Annotated in this window: 18 protein-coding genes; 4 read left to right on the top strand and 14 right to left on the bottom strand. The window is 57.7% G+C overall.

Annotated elements, in window-relative coordinates; translation table 11 throughout:
• Window positions 1–42: 42 nt before the first annotated feature.
• The 3 genes from CFI11_RS12900 to CFI11_RS24495 form a co-directional block, all read right to left on the bottom strand.
• Window positions 43–357 (bottom strand): helix-turn-helix transcriptional regulator, encoded by a 315-nt coding sequence (locus CFI11_RS12900; RefSeq protein ID WP_130406559.1) that lies wholly within the window; start codon window positions 355–357, stop codon window positions 43–45.
• Between the two features lie 319 nt (window positions 358–676).
• Window positions 677–979 carry a hypothetical protein gene (locus CFI11_RS12905; RefSeq protein WP_130406561.1) on the bottom strand — a complete coding sequence of 101 codons (303 nt, stop codon included), beginning with the start codon at window positions 977–979 and terminating at the stop codon, window positions 677–679.
• A gap of 10 nt (window positions 980–989) precedes the next feature.
• On the bottom strand, window positions 990–1,145 hold the full coding sequence (locus CFI11_RS24495; RefSeq protein ID WP_217358691.1) for a hypothetical protein: 156 nt from the start codon (window positions 1,143–1,145) through the stop codon (window positions 990–992).
• A 259-nt stretch (window positions 1,146–1,404) separates the two neighbouring features.
• Here CFI11_RS24495 and CFI11_RS12910 point away from each other — a divergent pair, with 259 nt between their 5' ends.
• From CFI11_RS12910 to CFI11_RS12920, 3 genes are all read left to right on the top strand, one after another.
• The gene (locus CFI11_RS12910) at window positions 1,405–1,671 is read left to right on the top strand and encodes a BrnT family toxin (RefSeq protein WP_130406563.1); all 267 of its coding nucleotides are present in this window, start codon (window positions 1,405–1,407) and stop codon (window positions 1,669–1,671) included.
• Entirely contained in the window at window positions 1,658–1,882 is a 225-nt protein-coding gene (locus CFI11_RS12915) for a BrnA antitoxin family protein (RefSeq protein WP_130406565.1), read from the top strand. The genes CFI11_RS12910 and CFI11_RS12915 overlap by 14 nt, the downstream gene beginning before the upstream one ends.
• Window positions 1,883–2,181: 299 nt before the next feature.
• Window positions 2,182–3,297 (top strand): ParA family protein, encoded by a 1,116-nt coding sequence (locus CFI11_RS12920; protein WP_254448915.1) that lies wholly within the window; start codon window positions 2,182–2,184, stop codon window positions 3,295–3,297.
• 843 nt (window positions 3,298–4,140) lie between these two features.
• Here the strand turns inward: CFI11_RS12920 and CFI11_RS12925 are convergent.
• Window positions 4,141–5,430: a hypothetical protein gene (locus tag CFI11_RS12925; protein ID WP_217358692.1), complete on the bottom strand. Its 1,290-nt coding sequence runs from the start codon at window positions 5,428–5,430 to the stop codon at window positions 4,141–4,143.
• Between the two features lie 244 nt (window positions 5,431–5,674).
• On the opposite strand from CFI11_RS12925, the gene CFI11_RS12930 reads away from it, so the two are divergent.
• Window positions 5,675–5,866, top strand: coding sequence for a hypothetical protein (locus CFI11_RS12930; protein WP_130406571.1), 192 nt, complete (start codon window positions 5,675–5,677; stop codon window positions 5,864–5,866).
• Between the two features lie 60 nt (window positions 5,867–5,926).
• Here the strand turns inward: CFI11_RS12930 and CFI11_RS12935 are convergent, their stop codons facing one another.
• From CFI11_RS12935 to CFI11_RS12980, 10 genes are all read right to left on the bottom strand, one after another.
• Entirely contained in the window at window positions 5,927–6,211 is a 285-nt protein-coding gene (locus CFI11_RS12935; RefSeq protein WP_130406573.1) for a hypothetical protein, read from the bottom strand.
• On the bottom strand, window positions 6,208–7,023 hold the full coding sequence (locus CFI11_RS12940) for a lysozyme (protein WP_254448916.1): 816 nt from the start codon (window positions 7,021–7,023) through the stop codon (window positions 6,208–6,210). The genes CFI11_RS12935 and CFI11_RS12940 overlap by 4 nt, the downstream gene beginning before the upstream one ends.
• Before the next feature lie 190 nt (window positions 7,024–7,213).
• Window positions 7,214–8,188, bottom strand: coding sequence for a three-Cys-motif partner protein TcmP (gene tcmP / locus CFI11_RS12945; RefSeq protein WP_130406577.1), 975 nt, complete (start codon window positions 8,186–8,188; stop codon window positions 7,214–7,216).
• Window positions 8,155–8,979 (bottom strand): DUF5131 family protein, encoded by an 825-nt coding sequence (locus CFI11_RS12950; protein ID WP_130406579.1) that lies wholly within the window; start codon window positions 8,977–8,979, stop codon window positions 8,155–8,157. Before CFI11_RS12950 ends, tcmP begins: the two co-directional genes overlap by 34 nt.
• Before the next feature lie 225 nt (window positions 8,980–9,204).
• Entirely contained in the window at window positions 9,205–9,465 is a 261-nt protein-coding gene (locus tag CFI11_RS12955) for a hypothetical protein (RefSeq protein WP_130406581.1), read from the bottom strand.
• A 2-nt stretch (window positions 9,466–9,467) separates the two neighbouring features.
• The gene (locus tag CFI11_RS12960; protein ID WP_130406583.1) at window positions 9,468–9,986 is read right to left on the bottom strand and encodes a hypothetical protein; all 519 of its coding nucleotides are present in this window, start codon (window positions 9,984–9,986) and stop codon (window positions 9,468–9,470) included.
• On the bottom strand, window positions 9,986–10,573 hold the full coding sequence (locus tag CFI11_RS12965; protein ID WP_130406585.1) for a DUF4376 domain-containing protein: 588 nt from the start codon (window positions 10,571–10,573) through the stop codon (window positions 9,986–9,988). The genes CFI11_RS12960 and CFI11_RS12965 overlap by 1 nt, the downstream gene beginning before the upstream one ends.
• Window positions 10,570–12,957 (bottom strand): BspA family leucine-rich repeat surface protein, encoded by a 2,388-nt coding sequence (locus CFI11_RS12970; RefSeq protein WP_130406587.1) that lies wholly within the window; start codon window positions 12,955–12,957, stop codon window positions 10,570–10,572. Before CFI11_RS12970 ends, CFI11_RS12965 begins: the two co-directional genes overlap by 4 nt.
• Window positions 12,954–13,415 carry a hypothetical protein gene (locus CFI11_RS12975; protein ID WP_130406589.1) on the bottom strand — a complete coding sequence of 154 codons (462 nt, stop codon included), beginning with the start codon at window positions 13,413–13,415 and terminating at the stop codon, window positions 12,954–12,956. The genes CFI11_RS12970 and CFI11_RS12975 overlap by 4 nt, the downstream gene beginning before the upstream one ends.
• Entirely contained in the window at window positions 13,415–15,862 is a 2,448-nt protein-coding gene (locus tag CFI11_RS12980; RefSeq protein WP_130406591.1) for a hypothetical protein, read from the bottom strand. Before CFI11_RS12980 ends, CFI11_RS12975 begins: the two co-directional genes overlap by 1 nt.
• Between the last annotated feature and the right edge of the window lies 1 nt (window position 15,863).

The raw sequence follows: 15,863 nt of genomic DNA on the forward strand, positions 1-15,863 counted from the left end.
GTTTTATAGTTTCTTTTGGCCGAAAGAAAGTACGATTAAACATCATGCGACGTCCTCTCGAATAACGGCCACACCCTTGCAGCACTCTTCGGTCAGAAACCTGAGCGTGCGGTTCATTGCGTCATAATCCGCGCGGTTCACAACCTCCCTCCCCCGCTTTTCCTGGACGACAAGCCCGGCAGAGACAAGCTGACGCAGATGATGGGCCAGCGTGGACAAGGGCAGACCTGTGTGATCCGCGATATCGCCCACGATCAGCCCGTCGGCCCCGGCCCTGACAAGCAGGCGGTAAATGGAAAGTCGCGCTTCGTGGCCGAGAGCGGCCAAGGCACGGGAGGTTGATGCTGTCTGATCCATAAATCCCTAAATAACCAGAAATACCGTTATATGCAAGGCCCGATTTTGTTGGGCTGCTCAGGTGTCCAATGCGATCATGAATTGGCTGTCACGCCACTCAAAGACATTGAGAGATCGCGCATGTCAAAACTGGACCAAGAAGAAGTGGTCGGGGCGGCAGGATTCGAACCTACGACCCCCTGTACCCAAAGCACGCTAACGCGCATGTAAATACATGATAATATGATATTTTTTCAAAGAGTTGGAAAAAGGTGTTCAATTCAAACTCATGCGAACAGACAGCCACTGCATCAGCGTTGGCTGCACACCAAACGCCGCGTTACCGAAAGTCCGACGGCCTGCTTCTGCGCCGGCCGGCTCCTGGCCCGTTATGCTTGCACCGCGCTTCCTCTGGCAGCGCCATGATCGCAACCTTCAACTCATCCAAGGCCACATTCAAACTGTACGCCACGCCATTGGCGCAAGGATAAGTGAAGGTGCTCCACTGCCAACGCTGTTGCGGGCCGCTGTCGTAGAACATCACGCGCCCCACCTCCCATGTCTGACCGCGATATCTGACCACATAGTCGTCTGGCGCTGTCTGCCCTCCGATGATGCACAAGCTGTAGGTGAACTCAGTCATGGAGATACCCCTACGCGATCCGAGGGTATTCCGGGCCAACCGCCCGCATGATGTGCCAGTAGGGCTCACGGTCGAAGCCGCAGCGCGTGCATTTGAATGTGCCAGAGATCGCGGGATCGATCCGGTGATACGCATGAAAGCGCTCCAGCAGCTTGTACGGCGGCACCTCCCATCGCTTGTTGCAGCTCGGACACGTGACGATCAACACATCACGCGCCGTGAGATGTTCGAAGCGGATATTGAACTTAAGACCAAGGGTAACGGACTCGAAAGGCACGACAGGAACAAAATAGGAACACTAGCAATGCAGACATAGCTTTGCGATATTCGACGTGCCAAGCCAAAGCTTGTGTCAGGCGATATTTTTACTGATTAAAGTGTGTATATCTATTGTCCACCAAGGTAAAAATTTGTATGTTTATTATATGGATATCGAATGGGATGATGCGAAACGCCAAGAGACGCTGGATCAGCGCGGCATTGACTTCGCAGACGTGGCCGACCTGGAATGGGACACCGCTCTGACCGCCGAAGACACCCGCGCCGATTACGGCGAACCTCGCTTTGTCACCATCGGACTGATCCACGGGCGCCTGCACGTTATGGCATGGACGCCACGAGACAATGCTCTGCGCGTGATCTCACTGCGCAAGGCCAACACACGGGAGCAACGACGCTATGACCAAAGCTAAGCCATACACCGATGCCAAAGGCGAAGTGAGAGAGCTAGACGATGACTTCTTCGCGAAGGCCAAGCCTGGTCGCCCTGCCCTGCCGGAGTCGCAGAAGAAGAAGCGTGTCAACGTCATGCTGGACCCGGATGTGGTGGAAAGGCTGAAGACGGTAAAAGGATCGACCAGCGAACGCGTGAACCGTCTATTGCGGGCCGACCTTGGGCTCTGAGCATCCCATGGATCTGAGATCATCCTCATGTGCTGGCGCGCGAGCCACATACGATCTGAGGGTAATGGACGCAAAGGCTGTTTCAAGCCCAGAGTGGCAGATGCTGCGAGGCATGCGAACACTCGTTTTTAAGACTTGGCAAGGCAAATGAAACCGAAATCTATGTCGCTTCATCGGCGAACATGGAGCGTCATGTGAGCCGCTGCATATCCTTCGGTCGTAAGAGCTGAAGCGTCTTTTTTGGTTGCCAGGATGCCTCGCCAAAACCTCAAATTAAGGGGTGAATTTCTAGAGTTAAGGTGCTATCTAAAACGGCTACGAGTCAACTGAGGTATGCACCGTTGAGCACTTCCATTTTTTCCTTTTATAACAACAAAGGCGGGGTTGGGAAAACCACGCTTTGCCAAAACGTTGCCTGCCTATACGCAGAGACAAACCCTAGTGAGCTTGTGGTCGTCATAGACCTTTGCCCACAATCTAATATCTCACAGTTTCTTTTGGGCGGTGGACATAGTGGGTACAGGGCCAATCAACGCCTCCAGTCTCAGTCTTCACGCAGAAATATAGTGGGGTTTATGGATTGGCTGGTGGGCGGAAATTCCGGTTTCACCAGTACACCTTCAAGCTATTTGGTACAAGTTAGTAGATACAATCCAGTTATCTCACAAAATTTGCACTTGCTAGCCGGTGATACATTTCTCGAATCCCTGACTCTTGCACTAAATTTCGCTACTATGAACCCAGCGAATGTGAACGCCTGGCGCGAGTTCGTCACTGCGATTCGCAGGCTATGTGAACTCGAACTTCAGAGGTCCGAATACTCTTCGATGAAGGTCTTTATTGACTGTAATCCGAGTTTTTCAATTTATACGCAAATGGCCTTGGTTTCGTCTGATTTCTTGGTCGTTCCTGTCATGGCGGACTATAGCTCGATTGAGGGTATTAAGGGCATTCTAATGCTACTTTACGGAAAGTACCCCTCTGCGGCGGTCCGGAATTATGCTCAAAACGTCTTAACATTCACCAATCAAATCCAAAGTAATAACCTGACACTTCCAACAATATTTGAAATACCGTTCAATAGCTATACTAGCAACTTAGGGGCAGCGACTGCATATAATGCGGTCAGAAGCGAAATAATTGATTTTGGATGGCAGCAATATCAATCAGATAGTTCGATCTTCGCTCCTGCGGCAACGCCACCGACTACTCGCAACAGCTGGAAAAATCTCTATTTTTCTGACGTCAAGGACTTTCATACATCTGGGAAAGTGTCTGCTAGTTTAGGTATCCCGTTGCACCGTTTGCCGGACCAGAGCAACTACACGATGCCTGATGGGAGTCCAGTGTCCCTACCTAGAGGAAATTATGAAGAAGCGCTCCGGCACGTTCAAGATTTGGTCAACAAAATATAGACCGAGACAACGCAAGAAGCAGACGAAAGCGTCAAGCAAGTTTTCCAACCAAGTGGCGAACGATATTGATGGTATGACCAGTCTATCTGCTAGGTAACGAGCAGACATTGGTGCGGTCGCAGCGAATGGACGCTTCGGTCCGCATAGCTGACATCAACTACACCAATCAACGGCCCGATCAGGACGCCACTCTCGCGCATCAGAATCTCACCTGCTGTCATCCGATCAAGGTTCGTATTGACCCACAGCTTGACCAGTCGACGTTGTTGCCGTGTCTCGTCGCGAGTCCCGCTATCTTCTATAGCAACAACGGCCGGCAGAAATACCCGTAGTATATCTCGCGCGCTTGGCAGGTTTGGCCTCCGATCGGCAATCGTAGGTGCGTAGCTCTAGCGTATCAATACCAACCACGTTTGGCGTGCAGTTACCGAGGAGCCGCAGCAACTCGCCGTCACAGCGAACGGTATCCCCGTTCACAACGGTAAGATTGGCGCAGGTGATTGGAGCCAGTGGGCTCATAATCTGACAAAATGGTTCTGGCTATTGAAATTCGGTTGACGTGGTCATTGACAGGTCTTGCCGTCTTTCTTTCACACAATACCGATGTCTGATATTAACGCGCCTAGGTCAGTGACATGTGTTTGTTTACCTAAACCACCAGCGAAAAATACTCATCGACGCGATTTGTACCAATACGCATACTAGAATTGAAACCAATAGTATGAGCACTGTACCTGCAGATGTGTTAGGGGCTATCCAAGCTGACAATGCGAGCCCCAACAAAAAACCTATAATACTACCGATAGCGGCACGCTCGAAAAGAAACTTGAGTACTTCCATCGATTAAAACCCGAAAACCTTCAAAACGTTCTCACCAAGATCATCGGCTAGGTCCCTTAGATTGTCGCGAAGGGTCAATTCCGGCTCATCTTCCATTGTCGCGGCGGAATAAATCTTGTTTCCCCATGCACGGAAGAGTGAAAAAGCATCGTTGTAAGTCTCAGCCTCCGATAAATCCAAGCTCACAAATCGCTGATCAGGAGCACCAATTTTTGAAGATGGCACCCATCCAATCAACCAAGGTCCCCGCGTATCATCGGAAAAACCTGCGCGACGGGCTGCGACCATAGCCAACTCGGCGGCAACATGACCATAACTAAGCAGGGCCGTTTCACAATCGAAATTACTCAATGAGTTGAGCTTGTCTGCTATGGAGTCGCTGACTATTGGGAAAACTGTAATGAACTGTTTTTCGCTTTCAATACCTGCCTCGACCATAGTTTCAACGTCTTGCATAGATGAAAAGTACGACCGGCATATTTCAACATTTCTACTCGTCTCATCGAATACAAACGTCGTTTCGCCATAAATCAGCATTCCATAGCCGAAAAAGCCGCTTGGCGGGTACTGGGCAGGACCAGAGAAAACCCTCGTGGATACTGGCCACAGATGCTCAAATCCGCCAAACTGCAGGACAAGCTTGGGGACCCCCTCCCCCTGCCAATGAGACGGGTCGAGCGTCTGCTTGGAGTCCCAACTCGGGTCCGGTTCTCCGCCAGCGGTTAGAACAACAACACCTGACCTACCTGAAGACTTTTCAATGCCGCCGGACAACGACTGCAGGTCGTTCCAATACTCAAATGCACTTCCGCCTGGAAGCGCACTTGACAACTCAATCTCTATTAGAGCCTGCGCTTTCCCATCGGTAAAAGACCAATCGCCCGCGTCTGGCTTGCATAGCGCCCAATACTTCTCGCAAAACGATTTTTCTCCAAGAGCCCTAATTTCACTTTCTACGCTTTTGCAGAAGCCTAGGCTATCGGAAGTGCCCGTGCACGCTGTTGTAAGAATAGAAAGCTTGGTCTTCGGCTCGACAACCATCAGGCCTAGCTCACCTGTAGCCGACATCAGCTGGGTTGGTGAGATACCCTCATCTTTGCGCTGCCCTGGACCTGAAAAATCCGCGAACGCATTCTCAGGTAGTTGCACTGCATCTTCAAGTGGTTGCAGTGAATCTCGCAGTTGAGGGCTCAAGGACTCTTGTGCCTGAGCAAATGGACTTGAGAGGTATAAGAGCAAAAGCGCTACTAAGGGGCCGCTGATCTCGCAAAGGTGGCTTGTAGGCGTTCTCATCAATGCACCTCGTAAAATGAAGCGCTGAAACAATCACATTCTGAAAAGAATAAGGCAATGATTCTGTCCTCTTTCGAGTTTAGAATCGTTTAGCGAGCCAAACGCCAACCTCTCTATCTCAAATGGCCCGAATAACGCGGCTGGACCAATGAGATTTGCGTTGCAACCATTGAAGATACATGTGCTGGGAGGCTGGGGTATCTCAGTTAACAGTTCATCAACCATGGTCCGGCTAGACAGGCTTATGGGAAAATGGTCTTATACGATTGCCGTCAGCCAGGACCTGCCGCTTTTGGGTCAGGGCTTTGTTGTCGCTGAAACCGCCGCCCAAGCGGTAAAGTCGGTCGGCAATACGGACGTGAACGTCTACCCCTTACCCGACGATGTGGGGCTAGCCGAAGGTTGCGGTCCAATATATCCGACGCTCAGCTACTGAACGCAGCTGAAACGCTCGCATTTCAGCTTAGTCTCGCCAATCCAGACCGCAACGGCCCGGTCATTGCGGACCAGATATTCGGCCGTTGTCCGCTTCATCACCGGCGGGGTCCGCTGCACATCCGAGAACAGCGCTCCCGTTTCCTGAGCGCAGCCCGCCAGTGAGCAGATCGACAAGGCTGCAATCATCCATCCTGCGCGCGACATTCTCCACCTCCCTCGCACCTGCGACCGCCTCCAGACGGTCTTTCAACATCCGGTTTTCTGCGCGCTCGCGAGCAATCTGCTGGGATAGCAAGATGATGACCGCCAGCAGCACCGCGCCATAGGCCAGCGTGCGGATCACGCGACCAGCCCTTGCAGGCAGAGCGCGCGCTCCTCTGCTCGCCGGTTGACCAGGCCCCGGATCACCCGGCCCCCAGCACGGTTCCACCACGTGAGCGCCTCACAGGCGCCGGAAACGTTTCCGGCGTTCAGACGGCGCACGGCGGTGCTGTTGCTCGCCCCTGAGATACCCACGTTGTAGGCAAGGCTGACAAAGGCGAGGTCGCGGGGGATCGGCAGGCGCTCCGAAACTGTCTCATCCGTGAAGAACCGATGCAGCCCCGCGCGATAGGCCAGCACCTCACGGGCCAACATCGCGTCACATTCCGCGCGGGTGTAGCTGTCGCCGGGTCGCACGCCCTTCGTCTCGCCATAGCAAACAGTCCAGACGCCTACGATGTCCTGATAGGCTTCCAGCCGCAGGCCCTCCCATCGGCCGATGAAGGGGACAGCCGCATCGAGGAAGGCGTCAGAGCTGGACGTGTGGCTTTGCGATGGCGCTTCTGCCGGCGCGACGATCTCTCCAGCATGCTCGCGGGCGATATCCGTCACCCCACCGTGCAGGACGATGACCATAAACCCGAGCAAGACCACGAGACCGATCCAAGCCGGGCTGCGCGTGGTGTCCCGGTCGATGCCCTGATCCGCGAGCCGTCCGACGATGCCGTAGATCAGCAACGCAAGCCCCATCCCCCACCAGAGGCGGGGCGAGGTGTCCATGCCCCAGATCAGATAGATGGCGTCTGGTGCGATCAGCGCCAGGACACTCAGGATAAACGCCCAGGACGAATGCGCCCGGACAAGAATGGCCTTCCAGTTTGGCAGAAGCTTCATGTGTGGATCTCCCATAGAAAAAGCCCGCGCAATGGCGGGCTGGTGAATGTGTGGTGATGTCAGTCTAGTAGGCTGTGCAGACCCGATATCCTGTCGCTCTGGATCAACGACTTAGTTGCGCGAAACGATGGCGAGAAACGACGATCTTGTGCTTGCTTCAATTGGCAGCGGGACCGCTTCGATGAACCTTTCAGGGCTCTTTGAAACAGCTATTTGTCGGGATCGCTACCTCGGGAAGGTTTGCAGGAAGCAACTTTTGACTGTCCACCGGTGAGCCAGCGCGGTCACCGCATATCTTTGCATAGGCGCGATACATAAGCTTAGGCGCTTCGGGGTGATCGCTCGCATGGATTAAGTGGAATGATTTCCGCTTGCCATCATCACTCTGGTAAATCGGATATGGTTTCACAAAAGCATACCCAAGTTCGTCTGCGAACCGATCAACAACACGTTGGACCATATCATGTTTGGTTAGTTTCCTTAGATCAACCCAGCTTCGATCTCCCCACCACTTGTCTATCTCAGCTAACCGCTCAGGTTTCTTTGAAGCCTTCATTGAGCGATGCGCCCAGCCTGAGCCAAAGAAATAGAGTTGTTCAATCTTCATCCCGCTGGAGCGCTTTGCGATGGCTTGGACAGTTGCCCAGTGACACTCCGTATTTCGCTGGTCTAGAAGTGCGAAGATTGCAGCCCTTCGAGTCAGACGATTACTCTTCAGCAATGTATGGACTGTGACGTTGAAGTCCCCGGGCATAACAAAAACACGTCGAAATCGAGGATTGCGATGGTGCAAGGTTTTAAGCTTCTCCAGCTGCTGCAATCCGTTAGGGTCGTTGTCGCACAACCAAAACGTTCTTAGGCGGGGCGGTGCAATTTCGAGAACGCGCCGAGCCGTCCAGGCTTCTTCATGTCTCCTACTCTGCGGTGCCGCGAACCCATCTATGTACAAACCGCCCTGTGTCACTCTCTGGAATAGTGCGATGTACTCGGCGATAAGCTTGCTTTTGGCATTCGTTTGATCGGGCGGTTGACCCAATCCGCGTTCTGGAATCCTAACTCCCTCCACGACGAAATCGTTCGCAGAGTTGATGCTGTGTAGATCGACTTCCCCAAATAGCGGGAGCTGTTCGTCTACATCATTCTTGTTTTCGGGAGCTGGTCCCACTCCTTGCCATCCAAAACTCTTCCGGCATTCTTTTTGCCAATTCTCATCATGCTTGTTCCATCGTGTGCAGTTTTCTTTCTGGCAGCAGGAAGATTTGCTCCGTCGCCTGGTGCCCAATCACCCCACTGCTTAAAATGGAAAGCAACCTCGTTTTCCATGCATTGACGGTGTAAATCGCGAAACCATTTCGGTGACGCGGGACGCGCCTTCGGGCCGCTTTCTCCACCTGTAATTACCCAATCAATAGTGTTACCCAGCCATCTATTGATGTCTAGCGGTCCGAGTAGAGGTTCTGCGGAAATGAAGCGGACCTTTGCGGGAGTAGCGGCGAGATAGGGAAGCAATTCGTCAGCTCTCTTTTGCATTTCGATGGTGGTTCCCAACCAGACATGCCAAGGCCAATCATTGCCCCAGCGCGCCATTCGATCCACGTTTTGAGGACGCTTAGTAAGAAGAAGCCAGTCTAGGTTTGGGGTCTGCTCTATCAGGTCGAACAATCTGCTTCGGTGTTCCTGCAGCTCATCTCGGTCTTCAAACACATCTGCCATTGACGCGCAGAAAACTCGTGGTCGCTCGCCATCTCGCTCAGCCTTCTTGTTCCATGCAATGGGTTGTTTCCAGTGCGCATCACTGAGAAGCCGACGCTGCGGCTTGGGTCCCCAGACGTTCTGCCCTACACGCTTGGCCCATGCCTCGGCATAGCAGTTTTTGCATGCCTCAGAGACCTTGGTACAGCCCCACCAAGGATTAAAAGTGTGCGTGGTCCACTCGATTTTTGAGTTCGCGCCCATGTCACAGCTCCGACCAATCTCGCTCCAACGAACGTCGCATGTTTTCTTTGTGATGCAAAGTGTTATGACTTGAAGCTAAAACTATTTTCTGAAGCAATGTTATGGCTTGGCTCACTGATCGCCGGTATTTTTGAAAAGACCGGCTTCTAGTTCTGCAATAGGATTGCAAACAAAAGGGTTCAAGACTGTGATCGCTACGTTTGACCTCAAAAACACACTTCTCCCTCACTTCGGCCATGGATTGAGGCTCTTGATCGCCCCGACGACAGCCGCGAGGAGCACGATCAACGCCCCGATGGCTTTCAGCGTAGCCATCATCCGACGGTTCGTCTTGTAGGCCAGGATGATCTGTTTCAGGGTCACGCCCTCTTCCAACAAGCGGCGGAGATGATCCCGGTCTTCCTTCTCGGAGAACATCTCGGCGAGCTGGTGCAGGACCGCGCGCTCAGACGCTGTGAAGGGTGAGCCGTTTGGCTTATCGACCATACTCAGCCGGCCTCCTCTCCGTGGATCTCATCCATGATGTCGATGATGGCGGCAAAGGTGCGGTAAGCGGCATCGCCCAGATCGCGCCTCTCGCGCAGCCGCGTCACAAAGCGCTCCGCATCGGCATTGTCCTCAAACCGCACATGGCTGCTCGGCAGATCGAGCCCCTTGGCTTGCATGGCTTTCTCAATGACCCGCCCGCCGCGCTTGTAGGAGCCGATCAGGATATAGGCCGCCCCGAAGACAGACTGGATGTCGGTCAGGCGCTCCGCATGATCCTGTGCGGCCTTGTTGGGTCGGGCCACAATTGGCAGCATGGACAGCAGATCCCCGGCCAGGGCTGCGCTGCGCTGGACGGCGGGCGGCAGATAGGGATCAAGGACGCGCTGCAAGGTGAGCTGGGCATTCAACCAGTCCGCCCAATGCTGCGGCGAGATCGTGCCATCCATCATCGCCTTGGCCAAAGGATGCTGTTCGGCTCGATGGTGCACGTCCCGCGTGCGCTGCCAGAGCGGTCCCATCACGTCCCCTCCCCCATGTCCGCCGCGATCCGCGCAAAGGCGGTATCAAAGGCGCGCTCTGGCGGGTCCTTGAGGGTGCCCGCGTCGATCAAAGCGGCCACCTCTTTCTCGGCCCGGAAACAGGTCTGCACATGGCGGGAGACTGCAAAGAGGATGGCTTCGAGGCGTTCGAGATCGACGGTGAGGAAGGCGCCGTGGCTGAACTTCCATTCGACCGTTGTCCCTGGCGCTTCCAGCTTCAGCGCGGCGACACCGGAGGTGATGGCCAGCCTTGTGCGCTCATCTGTCCGCACCGGCGTGCCGTCCGGAAGACTGATCCCCGCTGTCTCTCTTTCCCAGCGATGGGCCGCGAGGATGGCGCGGGGGTTCGTAGGGATCTCTCTTGCCGCGCGGATCGCAGCCGGTAGATCAAAGCCGATCTCCGACAGCCGCGCATCGCGTTCTTCGGCATCGGTGAACACTTCCAGGAACTCTTGCCCGGTCTCGATGCGCTCTCCCGGCGCCACTTGCCCGTGGAGAAGCGCGGGACCATAGGCAATCCAGAAGCAGGACGTGTTGTCCTGGCTGATACGGTCATGGATCATCATGCGGGGCTGTCTCCCGTGATCGTCCAGCCCTGCGCGATCAGATAGGCGCGGGCCTCGGCCGCAGTGGGGAAAGCCCCGCCGGGATCGCGCGGGGTCGCGTCATAGAGGCAATTGGAATTGGTGAAGGTGACGTTTTGTGGCGCGCCGTTCGTGGCGACCTGATTGGCAAAGCGAATGAGCGTGTCGGAATAGGCCCCCACCGGCAGGGTCCAGCGCAGGTCGAGATCCACCAGGTTCGGATTGAGCGTCCAGCCCGCCCCGCCCGCCTCATAGGTCGAAGAGAACATCGCCTCGAAGTCGATGCCGGCGGAGACATTCCACTGCGACAGATCGAGATCGCGGATCGAAGACCGCACCTCGCCCAGCATGCGTTCGAAGTTCACACAGGAGCGCGTGTCCCAGAGCGAGAGATCCGGCACGCTCAGGGCCTTCTGGAAGGTGCGGCTCAGCGTGGCGACGTTGGAGACGGTCCAGGTCTCGACCGGCGGGGCCGACTCGATGTCTTCGAACATGCTGGCCATGTTCTCGAGCTGGCTGGTCTCCCAATTGGCAATGCCGCTGGCCGAGATGGTGAAGGCAAACATCGCCCGCGCATTGCGCAGGCGGGACGTATTCCAGGTCTCCAGGCCCGTGATCGCCGTCTCGGTGCCCCGGAAGAGCCCCTCCCCATTGATCATATTGCCCGTATCCCAGCCCGAGACATCGCCGGGATAGTTCGTCCGCGCCAGCATGTTGCCGAAGTCGCTCACCTGCGCCACATCCCATTGCGAGAGATCAAAGGAGAAGGCCGCACAGCCCTCGAACATCTGCCGCATCGTGGTGGCCGCCCCCGTATTCCAATCGCTCAGATCCTGGTTGAAGGCCGTGTTGCGGAACATGCCCGCGAAGGTGGTGACCTTTGCCACATTCCAGCCGCTCAGATCCTGATTGAAGGGCGTGCCCGCGCTGGGACCGGCAAACATCTCGCTCATATTAGTGGCAGACCCCGTGTCCCAGCCTTGGATGCCGGGATGGTTGAAGACGAGGTTCTCACGGAACATAGCGGCGAAGGTGGTGACATTGGAGACGATCCAGCCCGAGAGATCGCCGTTGAAGTCGCAGCCGTCGCTGAACATCCAGGCCATGTTGGTGACATTACCGGTCTCGAAGCCTTCGACGGCGGCATAGAGGCCCGGCGCGAAGGGCGTGCCCTGGAAGAGATAGGAGATGTCGGTGACATCGCTGGGCAAGGCCCCGTTGATCACGGTGAGGTTTTGGGCGCGCCGGAAGGCGCCCCGCAGCGAGCGCAGCGCCATCTTGGTGCCGATGGCTTCGACCCGGATCAGGCCCGGCTGGCTGCGGTCGAGATCGCCGAAGCTGCCGATCTGGCCGTTCAGCGTGACGGTGACAACATCGGTCATCTCCGGGGCATAGGCATGGGCATAGCGCCCGGCGGTCGTGACCTCCTCGACCGCGCCATCGCCCCAATCAATGGTGGCAAAGAGATCGGCCCCGCCGGCATAGAGATTGAGCCCGAGCGAGATCTCGCGACTGACCGCAAGGTTCGGATCATAGACCAGCACCATCGCAGCGGCGCCGTTGAAGACCGATTGCAGATCGGTCCAGTCCGTATAGGTGATCGGTCCCGCGATCACCTCTCGGCCGCCGTAACGCGCGCGCCAGAGATACTCCTGTCCTTCGATGAGGCTGGTGGGGATGGTGATTGTGCCGCCAGTGATCTCGGTCACGCTCAGAAGCGGCGTGGCGGGATCGGCAGGGTCGTAGAACTCCACCTGTGTCTCGGCATAGAGAAAGCCAAAGGCGCTGTCGAACGGCGTGATCTGCACCACGCCTGACGTAATCCCGTTGCGGGTGATCGGCTCCGGGATCTGGATGAAGTCCGGATAGGTCTGCTGGAAGGGCACGGAGAAGGCCGACCGCTGGCCTTCCGTGCCGGTGTAAAGCCCGCGCCACCAGAAGACATCGCCGGGCACCAGCCCGTCTTCGGGAAAGCGTGTGGTGTAGCTGGAGGCGAGATTGTCCAGGATCGTGCGCTCGAACAGAGGCGCATCAAAGCCCGTCTCGCTCCGCGCCACCTGGACCAGCAGACCGGTCTGCAACAGGCCCGAGGGCGAGAAGAAGGGCGTGAGCCGAAGCTGGCGTTGCTCCAGCGCATTGGTGGGCGGCAGCGCGCGGGGTCTTGTGATGGTCACGTCCTGCGCCGGGACCGACCAGGTCTGGCCATCGCTGTAATAGATCTGGCCATCGGCCCCATAGACCTGCACGCCTTCATAATCGGCCGGGTCCAGCGTGGCATCGAGGGGCTGGCGGATCGGCTCGAGCGGCGCATTGTTGCGGACCCGACCGCTCACGAAGGGCCGGGCGGAGATCAGACCGGCGCTCATGGCTGATCCTCCTCTGTTGCCCCCTTGGTGGCCGAGGCCATGACCTGCAGCACATTGGCCTTCGACGCGGTCGCGCGCAGCCGGTCGCCGAATGCGGCATCGGGGTCCAGCTTCAAGAGCCGTTGGCCTGCGATGGGGAGGCTCGCCGTCTCGCCGGGCGGGATGCGGGTCACGCTGTGGACGATCACGGTACCGTCTTCCAGCTCCACATCCAGCGTGATCGTCACCGCCTCCCCTGGATCGCCGTTATAGACAAAGAGCGGGCTTTCGATCAGCGCCTCGCCGGGCTGGATGCGCCGGTTGATGTCGCCGGGATCGCGGTGCGGCCAGACCTGCTGGGCGTCCGGGACACTGTAATCATCGGCTTCGGCCAGCACGGTCGGGATGGACGGCACGGCATTGAGCGAGAGTTTGACCGGACGGGCAACCGCCGGGCCTTGCGTGGAGATACGGGCCATTATTGTCCTCCCTGGATGATGGCGGCGCGGCGCGCGATGGGATTGATGGTGCGGTTGACGGGCGGGCCTTCGAACTTGCCGGTGAGCGCATTCACGAGCGCGCCGCCGGTGAAGAATTGCTTGCCGCTGTCCTCGTAGCCCGAGAAGACGACCCGCCCGAGATCGCGCTCCACGATGGCCTGCCGCGCATCCCGTGGCGGACGGTAGAAGGCCCGCAGGTTCACGCCCGCAAAAGGCAGCGACATCTTCACCGGGCTCGCATTGATCACGCTGGGCTGCTGGCGGAACCGCGGGTTCTGCACGCTGTCGAGGATCAGGTCGATGAGGCTCGCGACTTCCGCGCCCGGCTGGCCCGGCAGGATCGATCCGGTGATGGCGTTCTTCATGCCGACCCAGCCGGCGATAAAGGCCCCCTCCTGCCCGGCCCCGACGAACGCCCCGTCGCGGTGGATGCCCTGAATGAAGATCTCGGTGCTTTCCTGCCGGCCGGCTTCCAGATCATAGGCCAGCGCATCCACGAGAAAGCCCGCGTCTCGGCGCGACAGCACCTCATCGACCTGGCCCCAGCCCGCATCGAGAACGGCGGCCCACATCGCGTCTTCCAGCGCGGCTTTGGCCTCTCGCAGCGTTTGCGCCGCAGCGGGCCGGGCCAAGAGCGGCACGCCCGCGGTGCCGATCAGCGGCACCGGGCGCGCGCCTTCGGACCAGAGCGCGTAATCGCCCATCTGCGTCTCGCAATTGGTCAGCGCAAGCAGCGCCCCGCCTTCCGCGCGGTAATGGATATGCGCCCACATCGTCACCGCATTGATCGCATTCACATAGGTGTTGCCGCGCGCCACCACCCCGATCCCATTGGGCGCGGAGACAGTCGAGGCTTCGATCATCACCTGCGCGAAGGGGGAATAGGGCGAGGCCGTATTGGCATCGGCCAGGACCAGGCCCGGCCCATTGCCCACGGCAGGGTTCTGCGCCTCCGGGTTGAGATTGGGCGGGATCAGCACCGGTGGCCTGTCCCGATACATCACGCAATGCTCGATATAGAGCGTGCGCAGGATCAGCGCGTCCTGCCGGAAGGCCGCGAGGAACCCCGAACGCGGATGGCTTAGATCATCCACCTGCCAGCCCACGGCGGAGAGATTGCGCAACATGCCCCCCGATCCGAGATTAAACACATTGTTCGTCTCATTGCCCGGCGTGGGTCGGAGCACCACGGAGCGTTGTCCCTGCACGCCGACGATCTCCACATTGTCCGGCACGTCGAGATTGCCCGGCGTGGCATAGAGACCGGGCCACATCTGGATCGACCAGTCGGTCTCCGGCGCGGCAGCGGCAATCTCAATGGCCCGGTCGATGTCGCGCACGGGTGCGGTCAGGCTGCGCCCGTCATTACTGTTCTCGCCCCCGCCCGAGACAAAGAGCGTGCCCGCCATCTCGTAATCGCCCACCCAGGATCGCGGCAGGATCACCTCTAGCGCGGGCTGATAGAGGCCTGGCCCCGTCTGGCCCGCCCCGTCCAGCGGGGTGATCGGGATGGGCTTGACCCAATCCGCCGGGATCTGCGTCTCCGGGTCCGGCTGGTAGAGGCCCGGTTCCGATCCGTTCCGATGGGTGGCCGTGATCGGGATCGGTCGGATCACCTCTTCGGGCCATTGGAACCCCTCCTGGAAGAGCACGTCGCTGGCATTGACCAGTTCGGAGACCTGCGCGCCGATCAGATCCGCGCCGGTCACATGATCCACCCCGAACGTCTCCAGATAGGGCCGGAGATAGGCCGCATTGGCCGGCGCCTCGATCTCGGCCCCTTGCGTGCCGAAAGGCTCCACCAGACGCCGCACCACGCGCCGGCCATCCGCTTCCCGCAGGGTCGTGTCGGTGCGGATGAGCTCGCGTTTGATCAGGCCTTTGTCGGCCTTGTACCATTCGATCCCCAGCCCCACCGCATCGCCGGCCGGATCGACCGGATCGCTCACCCGGAAGAAGCCGTAGATCACAGAGGCCAGCGTGTCCGGCAGGATCGGCGTGAAGGATCGCTGCACGATCCGCGTGGGGGTACTGGTCTGCACCGCCGCGCCATAGGCGCTGATGAAGAGCGTGGCCCCGCCGAGCTCAAAATTGTCCGGCGCATCGCCGGGACGGTTGATCATCTGCCCGTTGCGCAGAGAGGTGATCAGCGCCTGCAGCTCCGGCGGCACCAGGTCGTCGGTGTAATTGGACGCAAAGAGCAACAGGAAGGCGTCCACGTCAGACCAGCTCAGTGGATAGGGGCCGTAAAGCGGATCACCCCCATCGCGCAGAAGGCCGTTCACGGCTGGCGTGATTCCGTCGCCGCGATAGCGCAGGAAGCGCCGGCGCAGATGGTGATAGGCAAAATAGGGCAGCGTCCAGCCGTCCGGGTTTGCGCCCGGTGTTCCATCGAACACGGCGTGAGCAGCGACATAGTCGATCATG

The sequence above is a fragment of the Thalassococcus sp. S3 genome (assembly GCF_004216475.1).
GTDB lineage: Bacteria > Pseudomonadota > Alphaproteobacteria > Rhodobacterales > Rhodobacteraceae.

Bases quoted from the DNA above. Each gene is read 5' to 3' on its own strand.
- CFI11_RS12970 (WP_130406587.1), bottom strand. From the start codon at position 12,957: ATGAGCGCCGGTCTGATCTCCGCCCGGCCCTTCGTGAGCGGTCGGGTC.
- CFI11_RS12915 (WP_130406565.1), top strand. From the start codon at position 1,658: ATGACCAAAGCTAAGCCATACACCGATGCCAAAGGCGAAGTGAGAGAG.
- CFI11_RS12910 (WP_130406563.1), top strand. From the start codon at position 1,405: ATGGATATCGAATGGGATGATGCGAAACGCCAAGAGACGCTGGATCAG.
- CFI11_RS12975 (WP_130406589.1), bottom strand. From the start codon at position 13,415: ATGGCCCGTATCTCCACGCAAGGCCCGGCGGTTGCCCGTCCGGTCAAA.
- CFI11_RS12900 (WP_130406559.1), bottom strand. From the start codon at position 357: ATGGATCAGACAGCATCAACCTCCCGTGCCTTGGCCGCTCTCGGCCAC.
- CFI11_RS12960 (WP_130406583.1), bottom strand. From the start codon at position 9,986: ATGGGACCGCTCTGGCAGCGCACGCGGGACGTGCACCATCGAGCCGAA.
- CFI11_RS12955 (WP_130406581.1), bottom strand. From the start codon at position 9,465: ATGGTCGATAAGCCAAACGGCTCACCCTTCACAGCGTCTGAGCGCGCG.
- CFI11_RS12905 (WP_130406561.1), bottom strand. From the start codon at position 979: ATGACTGAGTTCACCTACAGCTTGTGCATCATCGGAGGGCAGACAGCG.
- CFI11_RS12930 (WP_130406571.1), top strand. From the start codon at position 5,675: ATGGGAAAATGGTCTTATACGATTGCCGTCAGCCAGGACCTGCCGCTT.
- CFI11_RS12940 (WP_254448916.1), bottom strand. From the start codon at position 7,023: ATGAAGCTTCTGCCAAACTGGAAGGCCATTCTTGTCCGGGCGCATTCG.
- CFI11_RS12925 (WP_217358692.1), bottom strand. From the start codon at position 5,430: ATGAGAACGCCTACAAGCCACCTTTGCGAGATCAGCGGCCCCTTAGTA.
- CFI11_RS12965 (WP_130406585.1), bottom strand. From the start codon at position 10,573: ATGATGATCCATGACCGTATCAGCCAGGACAACACGTCCTGCTTCTGG.
- CFI11_RS12980 (WP_130406591.1), bottom strand. From the start codon at position 15,862: ATGATCGACTATGTCGCTGCTCACGCCGTGTTCGATGGAACACCGGGC.
- CFI11_RS12950 (WP_130406579.1), bottom strand. From the start codon at position 8,979: ATGGGCGCGAACTCAAAAATCGAGTGGACCACGCACACTTTTAATCCT.